The sequence below is a fragment of the Varibaculum massiliense genome, assembly GCF_900106855.1.
GTDB lineage: Bacteria > Actinomycetota > Actinomycetes > Actinomycetales > Actinomycetaceae > Varibaculum > Varibaculum massiliense.
This window is the reverse complement of record NZ_FNWI01000004.1, coordinates 187,578-202,036: the sequence shown is the minus strand read 5'-3', so window position 1 is coordinate 202,036 and position 14,459 is coordinate 187,578. Positions and strand designations below refer to the sequence as shown.

Below are 14,459 nucleotides of genomic sequence, written 5' to 3'. Positions count from 1 at the left end.
TATATAAGGCGCAAGAAACCAAGCCTAGCAGTGGTTATTATCTGACTAATGGGGTGGCTAAGACTTTCCCCGGTTACTCTACCTTCACCCAACGCCGCGCAGCCGGAGAAGTAATCGCTAAAATCGCCAAAACCGACAGGGTAGTGGAAGTAATCCAGAGGGGAGTACCAGACGCACCCTCAATCCCTAAAGACTCCATCATTCGCACAATCACGGTGGCGGTAAGTACCAACAGCAAGCCTAGGCGCATCCATTTTTGGTGAAATAAAGTTCCCACGATTAAGACGGTAAGTAAGACTGCTAACGCCATGAAACCGTAGACTGCCAGGCGGGTCTGGTAAAAAGAGAAGCCCAATTCATCAGCGTATTTCGGATTGGTGGCTAAAATGTAGCCCACCACCGCCAGTTCCAGGGCGTGCAATGCTGTTAAAGTAATCCCACAGGCCAAAGAAGTGGCTGGTACCTGGCGGTCGCGCAGCAGCCGGCGTTTCTTATACTTTTCTGTCTGTTCCCGGGAAGAACGCAAATACCCCTTGTGTTGCAAAGCCAGGTTTTCATGTGGATTCAAGTGCTCTTCGCTGACCAGGTTGGCTTCAATCACCGGCAAGCTACCATCAGTTTGCACCCGGTCGCCTCCGCCATTGCGTGAGTGATAGGCACTGGTAGCATCGGGAATCACCTCTACTTCTACGCTGGTGCAGGCCGCCCGGACGGTGTCTACTACATGGTCACGTTCAATATCGATGTTCTCGTCAATCTTGTGAGTGATTTGCAAGGTGAACAGCGATAAGCCGACCGCCTTATCGAAAGTTGCCGCTGCCAGCCAATCCACCTGGATTCCTCCCGGCAGTTTCCAACCTTCAGGAACCTTCCAAAAACGCACATGGTGCCGCTTACTCGGGTTACCGTCTACCTCTTGTTGATAGGCAAAATCTTGTTTCCGTCCAAAAAGATAGAGCGGAGAAACCGGAGCCGCTGGGTAAGAGCGCTTAAAAACACTGGCGAAAATAATTTTCCAAGAAGAAGAAAGCGTGATTTCGTCAGCCAGCGTCCAGCCGGCTGCCTGCATCGCCAGGTGGATATCATCCTCTTCTCCCAGCCAAACCAGGTTAATGGGATCCCCCAAAATCCCATCCCCGGTTTTGGAACGCCCAATGTAATAGTCCGGAACATAGAGCGAAGACATTATTTGATGCAGGCGCGGTAGTGCTAGGTAGGCTAAAAGCACCCAGAAAAACGCTAAATAAACCAGGATGACCAGGGAAAGCTGGAAACCATGTTTTAGCAGGATCCAAGCAAGTCTCACGGTTAAAACCGCGGCGATTACCACAAAAACGTAATCGACGATCTGGTAGAGCGTGAGGGGAGCAGAGCGGTGATACCCCAGCTTCTGCCCCAATTCAAAGGGCAGGTGCTCGCTGGTTTCCGCGCCCTCCTGCAGGGTATCCTCCTGGTCCTTAGTAGTTGCTAGGGTGCCCGCGCTCGGGTTCGCCGGCAGCTGTTCCTTAATCCCGGTATTATTTTCCGGCTTATCTTCGCTGGCAGCCATGGCTATTCTGATTTCTTAGCCTGTTCCAAACGTTGCTTGGCTTCATCTAAGAAGGATTGGCAGTGACTTGCGAGCTGTTCCCCGCGCTCCCAAACCTTTAAAGATTCCTCGAGTCCCAGCTTGCCGGACTCTAATTGGGTAATCGCGGCCACCAACTGTTCGCGCGCCTGCTCATAGGAAAGTTCTGCCACCGGAACTTCTATGCTTTCTTCACTCATCATTGCCTCCTAAGCTTTTTTCTGATTCGTACCAAAAACCTTGGTTACTGCGGTGCCATCAGCGAAAATCGCCTCCAGTAGATCGCCTTTACTTACCTGTGACACCGAATTGATGACCCCGCCGGCAGGCGAACGCAAAATACTGTAGCCGCGCTCTAAAATCCCTTGGGGAGAATAGGCTTTCAAAGCATCACGCCATCCGCGTAGGGAAGTAAGTTGATTTTCCAGCTGAGTTTCAAAACGAAAACGCAGCCGCTGACCCTCTAGCGCCAAAGAATGTTCCTGAGCCGCAATAACCGCGCTAGGATCGGCCAGGACGGGGCGGGCACGCAACTGGGCTAACTGCCCTAAATGTTGATCTAAGAGGGCGAGTGTCTGGGTGCGCAAACGAGAGCGGGCACCCTGGGCCCCCAACAATTCCTCCTGTAAATCCGGGACAATCCGCCGCGCCGCATCGGTGGGGGTGGACGCCCGATAGTCAGCCACGAAATCTAGCAGGGGAGCATCCTCCTCATGCCCTATAGCGGAAACAATGGGGGTGCGCGCCGCCGCGGCTGCTCGCACCAAAGATTCCTCGGAAAAAGGCAGCAGATCCTCCACCGCGCCGCCCCCGCGGGAAATCACAATCACCTCTACCTGGGGGAGGGAGTCCAATTCGGCTAGCGCCCGAGTTACTTCCGCGGCACAAGTAGGGCCTTGTACTGCCACTTCCCTTATCTCGAACTCGGCTAGTGGCCAGCGTGCCAAAGCGTTCACCATTACGTCCTGTTTGGCTTTAGCGTTACGCCCCACAATCAACCCGATTTTTCGGGGAATTACCGGTAAGGCTTGCTTGTTTTCCTGGGCAAATAGACCTTCGGCGGCTAGTTTCTTGCGCAGTGCCTCAATCTGGGCAAGCAGGTTTCCCACCCCGACTGCGTGGACTTCCTTAGCCATCAGCGACAGGGATCCCGAACCCTCATAAAAATCGGGTTTGGCGTAAACAACTACCTGTGCGCCCTCGGAAAAGTTAGCCCCCACCGAGTCAAGTACCGTAGGCCAACACTTGACTGTCATGGAAGTGCTTTGGCTGGTATCCCGCAGAACAAAGAAAGCCATGCGCGCGCCCGGACGCCGTTTATATTCCACCACCTGCCCGCTGACCCACAGCGGCGACATTCGGTTCACATATTTCTTGATATTAGCGGTCAGCAAAGATAGCGGCCACGGGTTATCCCGAGTGGTTTGGGCAGCCGTGGGAGCCAGCGGTGTTTGCGGACCCTGAGGATTTGTGCGCACCGCTTCATTCTACCCACAGGTACTGTCCGGCAGTCACCGGTTCGGCGGGAAGTAAAATACCTGAGTAGGATAGGGGCGTGGCAACTAAGAAGGTACTCTTGGCATCCCCGCGCGGTTACTGCGCGGGAGTAGATCGCGCGGTAGACGTAGTAGAAAAAGCCTTAGCGCTCTATGGGGCCCCAGTTTATGTGCGTAAAGAGATTGTGCATAACAAGTTTGTAGTCGAACAGTTAAGTGCCAAGGGAGCGCGTTTTGTAACCGAACTCGATGAAGTCCCCACCGGGGCGCGAGTCGTGTTTTCCGCCCACGGAGTATCACCCATGGTGCGAGAAGAAGCGAAACGGCGGGGACTAAAAACCGTCGATGCCACCTGTCCCTTGGTGACTAAAGTTCACCGCGAAGCCTTGCGGTTTGCCAAAGCCGACTATGACATTGTGCTGGTAGGACACGAAGGACACGAGGAAGTCGAAGGCACCCAAGGGGAAGCTCCCGAACATATTCAAGTAGTGGGCGATCCTGAAAATGTAGATCAAGTGCAGGTGCGCGACCCGGACAAGGTGGTGTGGCTTTCCCAAACTACTTTGAGCCTCGATGAAACTCGAGAAACCGTAGATAAGCTGCGGGAACGATTTCCGGGGCTAAGCGATCCCCCCAGTGAAGATATTTGTTTCGCCACTCAAAACCGGCAAGGGGCAGTAAAAAAGATCGCAGAGCATGCCCAGGTAGTAGTGGTAGTGGGCTCAGCTAACTCCTCGAACTCGGTGCGACTAAAAGAAGTAGCCGAAGTGGGCGGGGCCCAGCGCGCCTATCGCATAGATAAAGCCTCCGAAATGGAAGAGTCCTGGTTTGACGGCGTTGAAACCGTAGGGCTAACCTCCGGGGCTTCCGTGCCAGAAGTGCTGGTAAAAGAAGTTTTATCGCAGCTGGCGCAGTGGGGCTTTGGCGAAGTAGAGGAAGTAGAAACCGCCCAGGAAACAGTAACTTTCGCGTTGCCTCTACCCTTGCGTAAAGAACTGACAGAAGCAGGAATCATAAAAACCAATAACCGCCGGCGCACCAACGATCCCGGGCACACCTGCTAGAGGCAAGTATGCTTACCTCACTGCCTTTCGTTATCCTCTTTTGCGTGGCAGCGGTCGGTCTGCTTCTTGCGCTACCGCAGATGATTCGCAAACCCGGGCGTTACTTACGCTCGGTTTTGGTGGTCTTACTGGTAGCTATCATCCAGGTGCTGGCAGTGGGGCTGCTGGTTAACTTACCGATGCAATACGTATCTACCCCTTCAGAGCTGTGGCAGATGGTCAGTAGTCAGCAAAACCGTCAGGTAAAAATCAGTGATACCCAGAGGGGATCCAAAATAGCTGCCAAGAAATCTGGGAAAGCAGACAAGCGCGTATCCGCTGCCTCCGAAAAACTAAATCCCTTGACCGCGCCGGCGTTACCGGGGCAAGAAGAATGGATCCCTAGTTTTAAACCTTTGTCGAAGGGTCGGCAACTAACGGTGTTTTCCGGGCCGAAATCTGGGGTAAAAGAGCAGGTTATCGTGTGGACGCCGCAGGGGTATGACCCGGGCGATAAAAGCACCACCTATAACGTTTTAGAGTTTATTCATGGCTACCCGGGATCTCCGGTATCGGTCGCCCTCGCCCTTGATTTTTCGAATAACTTGCAAAAAGCAATTGATAGCGGAGAGATCGCTCCCACTATCGTGGTTATTCCGGAAGGAAACGTTGACCTTAAAGCACCTACCTGCGCTGATGTAAAGAACGGGGCGCAAACTGCCACCTGGCTTAGTTTCGATGTTCCCAAAATGGTGCGCTCTAGCTTCCCTAATGTGTCTGATAAGCGTAAAGACTGGATGATTGCCGGGAATTCTTCCGGAGCTTATTGCGGCGCGCGTCTGGGGATTCTCTACGGGGATGTTTTTGGGACTAGTGCGGTGCTTTCTGGCTACGATCAGCCGATTGTGGGATCTTGGGGAGGAAAAAATAGCACCGGATTCCGAGACAATACCCTGTCGGTTTTAGTGGGGCAGGAACGTCCCTGGCCAGTAAGTATGTATGTTTCAGGGGCGAGGCTAGATAAAGATTCCCTGCATCTAGCGAAATCCTTCTCGCAGGCCTCTTTTAGACCGGGCGACCGGGTGCAGCTACATATAACGCCGAAAGGCGGACACAATTGGGCAATTTGGCGTGAGCAAATGCCTGAGCTTTACCGCTGGTGGGAACAGGTGCGCAGTAGCGACTCCCCGAAGACCTCCCAGGTTAAAGGGGTTGATTCAGCGCTGCTGCCAGATACTGCTCCGGGGGTATTTTCCCTCATGGGGTGGGGAACCATGGTGCTGGCAGGTGTGGTGGCCGTTTTGGCGTTGGTGGTGTTGATTCGCCGCGTCCCGAAAGTAATGAAAGCGGGCACCCGCGCCACCTATTTACGTGCCTTGGCAGGATCGATAGTAGCGATGCTGCTGGTGATAGTGGCGGTAATGCTGCCTATAAACCGCTTGGGGGAGTTCTATACCTCGCTGGCAGAGATTGTGCAGACCCTTACTGGGGCAGGGTAACTAGAGTTACTTAGAGGGAAGACTAGCGGGGTCGTACTCGGGAACTAAGCATTTTTTCGACCAGATTTCCTGCCGCTTTCGCCCTTCGATAGGGTAGAGGCGTGGCTTTAACAATTGGGATTGCAGGATTACCTAACGTAGGTAAATCAACTTTGTTCAATGCGCTCACTCGCGCAACCGTACTCGCCGCGAATTATCCGTTCGCTACCATCGACCCCAACGTGGGGGTAGTGCCGCTGCCGGATCCGCGATTACAGAAACTGGCAGAAATGTTCAAGTCAGTCAAGACCGTGCCCGCCACGGTTTCTTTCGTAGATATTGCGGGAATCGTAAAAGGCGCCTCCCAAGGGGAAGGTCTCGGTAACCAGTTCTTAGCCAATATTCGGGAAGCCGATGCTATATGCCAAGTTACCCGAGTGTTTAGCGACCCGGACGTGGTCCACGTGGACGGCAAGATTGATCCCGCATCCGATATTGAAACTATTTCTACCGAGCTAATCCTGGCCGATTTGCAGACTCTAGAAAAAGCCGTTCCGCGGCTGGAAAAGGAAGTTCGCGGGCGGAAAACCCCGCCAGAAGTGCTAACGGAAGTAAAGAAAGCCCAGGCGATTTTAGAGGATGGAGAGCTCTTATCTGCGCATAGTGAACTGGATAAAGAACTGCTTAAAGAGTTCCAGCTGATGACCTTGAAGCCGTTTATTTATGTGTTCAATATGGATGCCGATCAGATATTGGATACCGATCAGCGCCGCGAACTCGAAAAGCTGGTAGCGCCGGCAAAAGCGATTTTCTTAGATGCCCAGTTTGAAGCAGATCTAGTGGAACTAGAAGAAGAGGATGCCCGGGAAATGCTGGAAGAATCCGGGCAGAAAGAGTCCGGCCTCGACCAGTTAGCCCGGGTAGGTTTCGATACTTTAGGATTGCAAACCTATCTGACCGCCGGGGAGAAAGAGGCGCGTGCCTGGACGATTCATAAAGGCTGGACTGCCCCCCAAGCCGCCGGGGTAATCCACAGCGATTTCGAACGCGGATTCATTAAAGCCGAGATTATTGGCTTTGACGAGTTAGTGGAACTCGGCTCGATCCACGCTGCCCGCGACGCGGGAAAGCTGCGTCAAGAAGGCAAAGAATACGTAATGCAAGACGGCGACGTAGTCGAATTCAAATTTAACGTCTAGCGTTAATAACGGAATGCGTTACCCGAGAGTCAGAAGACCTCTGCCCGCTGATAGGAACAAGCTCTGAAAAGTGCTCAATGAATTGCTTGAAAATTGCTTAGCAAATTGTCTGAAAAGTGCTCAATGAATTGCTTGAAAAGTGCTCAATGCCCAGGTAAGCTTCTTTTGGAGGTGGGGTAGTGAGCTTAAAAAAACCGGGATATCGATCAAGGCTTATCGACGAAAAAATCGCAAGATATTTAAACATCTTCGGAGCTGTCTCTATTGAGGGATCGAAGTGGTGTGGAAAGACTTGGACGAGCTTGGCGCATGCAAATAGCGTCAGTTATCTAACGGATAGAAGTCAGCGTGACCTGGCAATGGTTGAACCCAAATACATCTTTACTCACCTAAGTCCGCAATTGATTGATGAATGGCAGATTGTTCCCGAGATTTGGGATGCAGTACGGCATGAGTGTGACACAGACCGGGAAAAGGGGAAATTTATCCTCACCGGTTCAACCGCTTTGAAAGTCAATGAAGGTACGCACAAAGTATTCCACTCCGGGGTAGGAAGAATATTAACCCTGCGCATGCATCCTATGAGCTTGTATGAATCAGGTGATTCCACCGGGGAGGTATCAATTTCGGGACTATTGGAAGGAACTGTCGAAACGGGATATGTGGGCAAGGTAGAGCTGGAAAAACTTGCCCGCCTCATTATTAGAGGGGGATGGCCCGAAAACATTTACACCGCGGAAGAAGATTGCGGAGTTATTCCCGAGAGCTATATTGATTCCTTGGTGACTAAAGATATGCATGAAGGGGCAGTCAAGAAACGTAACCCGCACAAGATGCGTATGCTTTTACGTTCGCTTTCCAGAAATGAATCAACTTTAGTAGGAAACAAAACCCTGGTTAAAGATATCGAAGAATATGAAAATCAAGATGAAATAATCGAAAGCCGCGCAACCATCGCAGATTACCTCGGCGTCCTCGACAGTTTATATTTGACCGCAAATCAAGAAGCCTTCAGCCTTAATTACCGCTCCTCAGCAAGAATTGGGAAAACAGCGAAAAAGCATCTGGTGGATCCTTCCCTTTGTTGTGCAAGCCTAGGTCTCAGTGTTGAAAAATTGCTGCTTGACCATGAAACCTTTGGCCTGCTATTTGAGGCGCTGGTGGAGCGGGATTTACGAATTTTTGCCGACTATCACGGAGGGCATCTTTTCCATTTCCGCGATAATGCTTCGGGTGATGAAGTAGATGCCATCCTCGAATTTAAGAATGGCGACTATGCGGCCTTTGAAATTAAACTAAGCGATGGCAGCATCGATGATGCAATAACCAGTCTTACTCGCTTCTACCAATACGCAAAGAAAAAGCCGAAAGTGATGGGGATTATCGTAGGACACCTGCAAGCGGTAATGCAGGATAAAGAAACCGGAATCTACATGATCCCGGCCACCTCCCTCAAGCCTTAACGGTTCTGTATCAACGCGGCAGTTAATATGGAAGAGGTAGTAGGGAAACCCTACTGCAGGCGGGGCGAGAAAATTAGCGCTTAGAGGGCGTACCCTCTGCCTCTGTTAAACTCAGGTGTCACTAGCGAGATCTGACTAGTGGATTTCCCCGATTATTACATTCCACTGATGTACTTTTCGCTTGGTAATGAAACCGGCCAGGAAAAAGGGGTCCTCAGCTAAAGCGGTGAGGGCGTCCTCAGTGGATTCAGCTACTACCGCGATTAGGGCGCCCGGATGCGGGTCATTAACCCAAGAGCCCACCAGTTTCACAATGCCTTGGTCGTGCAGGGCGCGCAGATGAGCGCGATGATCAGGGCGCACCTCATCCATTTTTGCGGCAGCGGTTGGGTCGTAAAAATATTCAACTGCGAATAAAGCCATAAAACATCACTCCTAAAAATCAACTGTGCTTCTATTATCACCCTGGAGTGTCTTGGCAGGGAAAAACTTTGCTGCAGGTGGCATTCAGGTAAAAACGGATGCGCCCTCTAAACTAAAAACATGGATGAAATCGAGCAGGCGAGCGAGGCATATCTAGATCACCTGGCGATTGAACGCGGATTATCAAATAACACGGTCGGCTCCTATCGGCGTGACCTGGCACGTTACCGCGAATATTTAGCCGGTGCCGGTGTACATGCTTTAGCTGACATCACCCCGGACACTTTGCGGACGTTTTTACAGGCCGCCGCAGCCGGCGAAGACGGTAAAAATCCCTTAGCAGCCTCTTCTATCGCCCGAATGATGGCTTCTCTGCGCGGGTTCCACGGCTTTAGCGTAAATGAGCGACTGAGTGGCACTGACCCCACCGATAACCTAGAAAATCCCCGCTTAGCGCGACCGCTACCCAAAGCACTCACGATCCCGCAAACTCGCGCCCTACTCGAAGCCTTTAGCGGGGAAGACCCGGGCTCTTTGCGCTCGCGGGCGCTGCTAGAAACCCTTTACGCCTCGGGTGCTAGGGTGAGCGAAGTGTGCTCCCTGGACGTGGATGATTTAAGGCTTTTAGCTGGTAGCGAGGCCGAAAATTCGGGGGGAAACTCCATTACCCTGGTGACCGTAACCGGCAAAGGTAATAAGCAGCGTTTGGTGCCGCTAGGAGAATACGCGGTCACGGCCTTAGAAGCGTATCTGGTGCGCTCCCGCCCTGGGCTCGCGCAAAAAGGCCGGGGCAGCTCGGCACTGTTTTTAAATTTGCGGGGAGGGCGGCTATCGCGGCAAAGCGCCTGGAATATTATTCGCGAGGCCGCGGAAAAAGCGGGGATAAAAACCCCGATCTCCCCCCACAGCCTGCGGCATTCCTTTGCTACCCACATGTTAGAGGGCGGCGCGGACGTTAGGGTAGTGCAAGAACTGCTCGGGCATGTGAATGTAACTACCACTCAGATATATACCAAGGTCACCGCGACTTTGTTGCGCGAGGTATATCAAGAGACCCATCCGCGTGCTCGGTAGCAGCCACGAGTATGCGGGGCGCTGGACTGAGGTGGGGCTCAGATTTTATCCGAGTAGGTGCGGTGGGCATAAGAATTCGGAAAATGCTGGGGCATTTTCCGAATTCTTGGGCAGGAGGAAAAATATTTTCCCCGCACCACCAATCACCCCACACCCCCGCAGGCTATATAGCTAGGAGCTTGTAAGCTATAGCGACTGAGGGGGGGATAAAAGGCTCGTTGCACGCCGCTTGGTAACATTTTTTCTCAGGTTGTCATATCGTTATAAGGGTGAGCGATATTCAACCCGGTTTGATGCCCCCGCCAACCCCGAAAGATGCGGAGTTCCCCGCGCCCGCGCCCTTACACTCCCATGGGCCCGCGCGGATTATTGCCATGTGCAACCAAAAAGGCGGGGTCGGCAAGACTACTACCACCATTAACTTGGCTGCTTCTTTGGCAGAGTATGGGCGCAAAGTACTGATTGTAGATTTTGATCCCCAAGGCGCCGCCACCGCTGGGCTCGGGGTAAACGGCAACGATTTGGACGCCACTATCTACAATGTTCTGCTTGATCGCAACGTGAATGTGGAACAGGTTATTCACCCCACCGCGATTGAGGGGATGGATCTGGTACCAGCCAATATTGATCTTTCCGCTGCCGAGATTCAAATGGTTAATGAGGTCGCCAGGGAAATGGCGCTCGCCCGCGCCCTCCACCCGGTTAGCGATAAATATGATGTGATCTTGATCGATTGCCAGCCCTCCCTAGGGTTGCTGACGGTGAACGCCCTAACTGCGGCACACGGGGTAATGATCCCCATGGAAACCGAATTTTTCGCCCTGCGCGGGGTAGCGCTACTGGTAGAAACTATTGAAAAAGTGCGTGACCGTCTAAACCCGAAACTGAAAATAGATGGGATTTTGGCGACTATGGTAGATACTCGCACGCTGCATTCGCGCGAAGTCATGGAGCGGCTGCAAGAAGCCTTCGGGGATCGGGTCTATCAGACGGTTATTCACCGTACCATAAAGTTCCCGGACGCCTCGGTAGCTACCGAACCGATTACAACGTTTGCGCCCTCCCATCCAGGAGCCGAAGCTTACCGCCAGCTGGCGCGCGAGGTTATTGCCCGTGGTGACACCGCCTAACTCACCGGCAGTTTCAGCTAACCCGCAAGCGGCAGTCGGGGAGGAAGTAGCGCTGTTTCCTTCCCGGTTAGCGGAAAAAACCGAGCCGGAAAAAGCTCCTCCTTTTGAACTGGAGCTAGAAGTATTTTCCGGGCCGCTAGATCTGTTGCTCACCTTGATTATCAAGAACAAACTGGATATTACCGAGGTGGCATTAGCGCAGGTAACAGATGATTTTATTACCTATATGCAGGCGTTTCCGGATTTATCACAAGCTTCCCAGTTCCTAGAGATTGCAGCCACTTTGCTCAACATCAAAGCCAGTCAGCTGCTACCCGGAGAAGAGACCGAGGAACTAGATCCAGAATATTTAGAGGCGCGCGACCTATTGTTCTCCCGCCTATTGCAATATCGTGCCTATAAGGAAGTCGCAGATTATTTGCGCTTGCGCATTGGGGAAGGCCACGCCTACTATCCGCGGGAAGTTCCCCTGCCTGCCAAGTTCGCGCGCCTCTTGCCGCCGCTACGAGTGGATTTCACCCCCGAAGATTTAGCCCGCGCCGCCGCGGATGCTTTCACCCGCCGTCCTCCCCAAGTATCCCTGTCCCATCTGCACCTGCCGCAAGCCTCCCTGGCAGAGCAAGCCCAAATCGTGGTTGCCGAGCTGAAACGAAGTGGCAAAGCCAGCTTTAGCGAGCTGACCCGGTCTGCCAAGAACGCTACCGAAAAAGTCACCCGTTTCCTAGCTTTACTGGAACTCTACCGGCACCGCTGCGTGGAATTTACCCAAGAAAGCGCACTGGAAGAACTATATGTGACCCTAGATAGTAAGGAAATCCCAGACTTTAATAACTTTATTTTCGATGAATATGGAGCCGCAGATGACTAACTCTGCCAACGAACAGCTACTTGTCTCCCTCGAGGCCATCTTGATCGTAGCTAGCGAGCCATTAAGTCCCGAGGAACTCGCGCCGCGCCTGAAAAGTAGCCCCCAACAGGTTAAGGTAGCCTTAGAGCAATTGCGCGCCGAATATGCAGGCGAAACCGCTCGTCCTCACGGATTCGTATTACGCAACGTGGCTGGAGGATGGCGGATTTATTCTGCCCCCGCGCAAGAAGAAATCGTCTCCGAATTCTTAACCCAAGGCGGAACTTCCCATCTGTCCAACCCGGCTCTAGAAACCTTGGCCGTAATCGCCTATCGACAGCCGGTTTCTCGCTCAGTAATTGCCTCCATTAGGGGAGTGAGTGTAGACGGGGTAGTACGCACCCTGTTGGCGCACGATTTGATTCAAGAAGTTGACCGGGCAGACTCGGGGGCGATTCTTTACGGCACCACCACCAGTTTCTTAGAACGTATGGGGCTAGCCAGCCTAGATGAACTCCCGCCGTTGGCTCCACATTTGCCGGGCAGTGAAGAACTAGACGAGTTAGAATCCCGACTCAAAGAATAATTTGCCGCCGCGATAGGATGAGGGCAGATAAGAAATAAAACCCAATAGGAGAAGCCAAGTTGACTGATCTTAGTTCCTATCACGAAAGCGATGAGGGTACCGACCGCCAGGGGCGTCGGGCAGACAAAATCCCCTTAGCCCCGATGCCTCCGCGGCGTAAAGATCCGCAGATGCCGGTGGTAAAACCGCAAACCACCCCCGAAAGCGGCAAAGAAGAACGACTACAAAAAGTATTAGCGGCCGCCGGGGTAGCCTCTAGACGTGCCTGCGAAAAACTGATCGTTTCCGGGCGGGTAAAAGTCAACGGCAAAGTGGTGCGCGAACTAGGCACCAAAGTTGACCCCGATCAGGTGATGCTACACGTAGATGGGCAGCTCGTAATGATAGATGATTCCCGAGTCACGATCGCCCTCAATAAACCCACAGGGGTGGAATCATCCCTCCGGGGTGACCCCCACGACCTCACCCAATTCTTAACCGACTATCGGGAACGGCTATTCCATGTGGGCAGGTTAGACGTGGATACTTCTGGTCTTTTGCTGCTAACTAACGATGGGGAACTCGCGAACCGCCTCACCCACCCCTCCTGGGAGGTACCGAAAACCTATTTAGCGACTGTGAAAGGTAAATTCACCGGCAAGACTGCCCAGGAGCTGCGCTCCGGAATCATGCTGGAGGACGGGTTTGCGCAGGCTGACCGGGTATCAATAAAAGGGACACACGGGGGGCTCACCTTGGTGGAAATTGAGCTACATCTGGGGCGAAACCGCATCGTGCGCCGGATGTTTGAGGAAGTTGGAGCCCCGGTGATGGAACTGTCGCGGATCGCGCATGGCACCGTGAAACTGGGGACTTTACCCCTGGGTGCAACCCGCCGTCTCTCAAAACCGGAGCTAAGCGTACTGATGAAGAGCGTAGACCTTTAGGCTGGAAAAATGGAGAACACTAAAGCAGCTGCGGACAAGACACAGGTTGGAACTACCGGACCAGTGTTGATTATCGGTGCCGGATTACTGGGGGCGTCACTGGGGATGCGCCTAAGCAAACTGGGATTGCCAGTTTTTCTACGGGATATTTATCCAGTAGTTAGTGCTCTGGCCTGCGATATGGGGGCGGGGCAAAGATGGGAGGAAGACTGCCCCGACCCCGCACTGGTAATCGTAGCCACCCCGCCTGATGTGGCTGCCGACCAGGTAATCGCCGCGTTAAAAGAGTTTCCCACCGCGCTGGTTACCGATGTGGCCTCGGTAAAAAGCGTGATTTTAGAGGAAGTTGCGCAGGCCGGGGCGGATCCTACCCGCTACGTGGGATCGCATCCGATGGCGGGGCGGGAACGCTCCGGGACGGCTTTTGCCCGCGAAGACCTGTTTGAATCTCGCCCCTGGGTAATAGTTCCCAACCAGGAAACCGACCCGGGCGCAGTATTGGCTATGCGTACCTTGGCTTTAGATGTAGGTTCCCTGCCCCTGCAGCTAGACGCAGAAACCCACGACCAATCGGTAGCGTTAGTGTCCCATGTTCCCCAACTGGTTTCTTCCCTCTTGGCGGCACAGTTGGCGAAGGCGCTACCGGAATCTTTGGGGCTATCGGGGCAAGGACTGCGCGATACCACCCGGATAGCTTCCTCTGATCCTGCCCTGTGGGCAGCTATTATCGCCGGCAACGCCGAACATGTGGCGAAAGTGTTACGAGGATTTGCTGATGATATGCAGCAAGTTTTGCACGCCCTCGAACATCCGGGAGCCGCCATTCCTTCTCCCAGCTTGGTGGGAGCCGTAACTTTGGCGATGCGCCAAGGGAACTTGGGAGTGGCACGCATTCCTGGCAAACACGGGGGAGCGCCGCGGCGCTACCAGGAAGTTATGGTTAAAGTGCCAGATGAGGCCGGTACTTTAGGACGGCTTTTCCAGGCCGTGGGCGAAACTGGCACCAATATCGAAGATTTAGAACTGGAACATTCCCCGGGAGCTGCCTTCGGGGTGGCCAGGTTAGCGATCGAACCTAACTCTGCGGCTTCGCTGGCAGAAAAACTTCAGGTAAAAGGCTGGGAAATAGTGTCTGCCTAGCCGGAAAACTGGAAATAGTAGCGGGGAAGCTATCCAAAAACTTAACAAATAGCATATTATCGAGTGGTATAGGGTGCTTTTAGCAGC

The 14,459-nt window shown here is 53.0% G+C and carries 14 protein-coding genes; 10 read left to right on the top strand and 4 right to left on the bottom strand.

The annotated features are described in order from the left end of the window. Nucleotides 1–73 precede the first annotated feature (73 nt). From BQ5456_RS00945 to xseA, 3 genes are read right to left on the bottom strand one after another with little or no spacing between them, the layout of a single operon-like run. Nucleotides 74–1,549 (bottom strand): LssY C-terminal domain-containing protein, encoded by a 1,476-nt coding sequence (locus BQ5456_RS00945; protein WP_071128352.1) that lies wholly within the window; start codon nucleotides 1,547–1,549, stop codon nucleotides 74–76. A gap of 2 nt (nucleotides 1,550–1,551) precedes the next feature. Continuing rightward, complete coding sequence (locus tag BQ5456_RS00940; RefSeq protein WP_071128351.1) at nucleotides 1,552–1,767, bottom strand: exodeoxyribonuclease VII small subunit; 216 nt, start codon at nucleotides 1,765–1,767, stop codon at nucleotides 1,552–1,554. 9 nt (nucleotides 1,768–1,776) lie between these two features. Then, nucleotides 1,777–3,045: an exodeoxyribonuclease VII large subunit gene (gene xseA, locus BQ5456_RS00935; protein ID WP_071128350.1), complete on the bottom strand. Its 1,269-nt coding sequence runs from the start codon at nucleotides 3,043–3,045 to the stop codon at nucleotides 1,777–1,779. Between the two features lie 77 nt (nucleotides 3,046–3,122). Here xseA and BQ5456_RS00930 point away from each other — a divergent pair, with 77 nt between their 5' ends. From BQ5456_RS00930 to BQ5456_RS00915, 4 genes are all read left to right on the top strand, one after another. Beyond that, entirely contained in the window at nucleotides 3,123–4,127 is a 1,005-nt protein-coding gene (locus BQ5456_RS00930) for a 4-hydroxy-3-methylbut-2-enyl diphosphate reductase (RefSeq protein ID WP_071128349.1), read from the top strand. Nucleotides 4,128–4,171: 44 nt separating this feature from the next. Continuing rightward, nucleotides 4,172–5,605 (top strand): alpha/beta hydrolase, encoded by a 1,434-nt coding sequence (locus tag BQ5456_RS00925; protein ID WP_159428744.1) that lies wholly within the window; start codon nucleotides 4,172–4,174, stop codon nucleotides 5,603–5,605. Nucleotides 5,606–5,706: 101 nt separating this feature from the next. Continuing rightward, the gene (ychF, locus tag BQ5456_RS00920; protein ID WP_071128347.1) at nucleotides 5,707–6,783 is read left to right on the top strand and encodes a redox-regulated ATPase YchF; all 1,077 of its coding nucleotides are present in this window, start codon (nucleotides 5,707–5,709) and stop codon (nucleotides 6,781–6,783) included. A 179-nt stretch (nucleotides 6,784–6,962) separates the two neighbouring features. Next, a complete protein-coding gene (locus tag BQ5456_RS00915; protein ID WP_071128346.1) occupies nucleotides 6,963–8,246 on the top strand; it encodes an ATP-binding protein in 1,284 nt (427 codons plus the stop codon). 135 nt (nucleotides 8,247–8,381) lie between these two features. On the opposite strand, the gene BQ5456_RS00910 is transcribed toward BQ5456_RS00915, so the two are convergent. Then, entirely contained in the window at nucleotides 8,382–8,669 is a 288-nt protein-coding gene (locus BQ5456_RS00910; protein ID WP_071128345.1) for a YciI family protein, read from the bottom strand. Nucleotides 8,670–8,789: 120 nt separating this feature from the next. Between BQ5456_RS00910 and xerD the strand changes: the two genes are divergently transcribed. The 6 genes from xerD to BQ5456_RS00880 all read left to right on the top strand — a co-directional run bounded on the left by xerD (nucleotide 8,790) and on the right by BQ5456_RS00880 (nucleotide 14,372). Then, nucleotides 8,790–9,743 (top strand): site-specific tyrosine recombinase XerD, encoded by a 954-nt coding sequence (gene xerD / locus BQ5456_RS00905; RefSeq protein ID WP_071128344.1) that lies wholly within the window; start codon nucleotides 8,790–8,792, stop codon nucleotides 9,741–9,743. Between the two features lie 293 nt (nucleotides 9,744–10,036). Beyond that, a complete protein-coding gene (locus BQ5456_RS00900) occupies nucleotides 10,037–10,873 on the top strand; it encodes a ParA family protein (RefSeq protein ID WP_071129858.1) in 837 nt (278 codons plus the stop codon). Beyond that, on the top strand, nucleotides 10,860–11,741 hold the full coding sequence (locus BQ5456_RS00895) for a segregation and condensation protein A (RefSeq protein ID WP_071128343.1): 882 nt from the start codon (nucleotides 10,860–10,862) through the stop codon (nucleotides 11,739–11,741). Before BQ5456_RS00900 ends, BQ5456_RS00895 begins: the two co-directional genes overlap by 14 nt. Next, on the top strand, nucleotides 11,734–12,306 hold the full coding sequence (gene scpB / locus BQ5456_RS00890; protein WP_143036996.1) for an SMC-Scp complex subunit ScpB: 573 nt from the start codon (nucleotides 11,734–11,736) through the stop codon (nucleotides 12,304–12,306). The genes BQ5456_RS00895 and scpB overlap by 8 nt, the downstream gene beginning before the upstream one ends. Nucleotides 12,307–12,476: 170 nt before the next feature. Then, nucleotides 12,477–13,232 carry a pseudouridine synthase gene (locus BQ5456_RS00885; protein ID WP_071129857.1) on the top strand — a complete coding sequence of 252 codons (756 nt, stop codon included), beginning with the start codon at nucleotides 12,477–12,479 and terminating at the stop codon, nucleotides 13,230–13,232. A 9-nt stretch (nucleotides 13,233–13,241) separates the two neighbouring features. Further along, a complete protein-coding gene (locus BQ5456_RS00880; RefSeq protein ID WP_071128341.1) occupies nucleotides 13,242–14,372 on the top strand; it encodes a prephenate dehydrogenase in 1,131 nt (376 codons plus the stop codon). Nucleotides 14,373–14,459 lie beyond the last annotated feature (87 nt).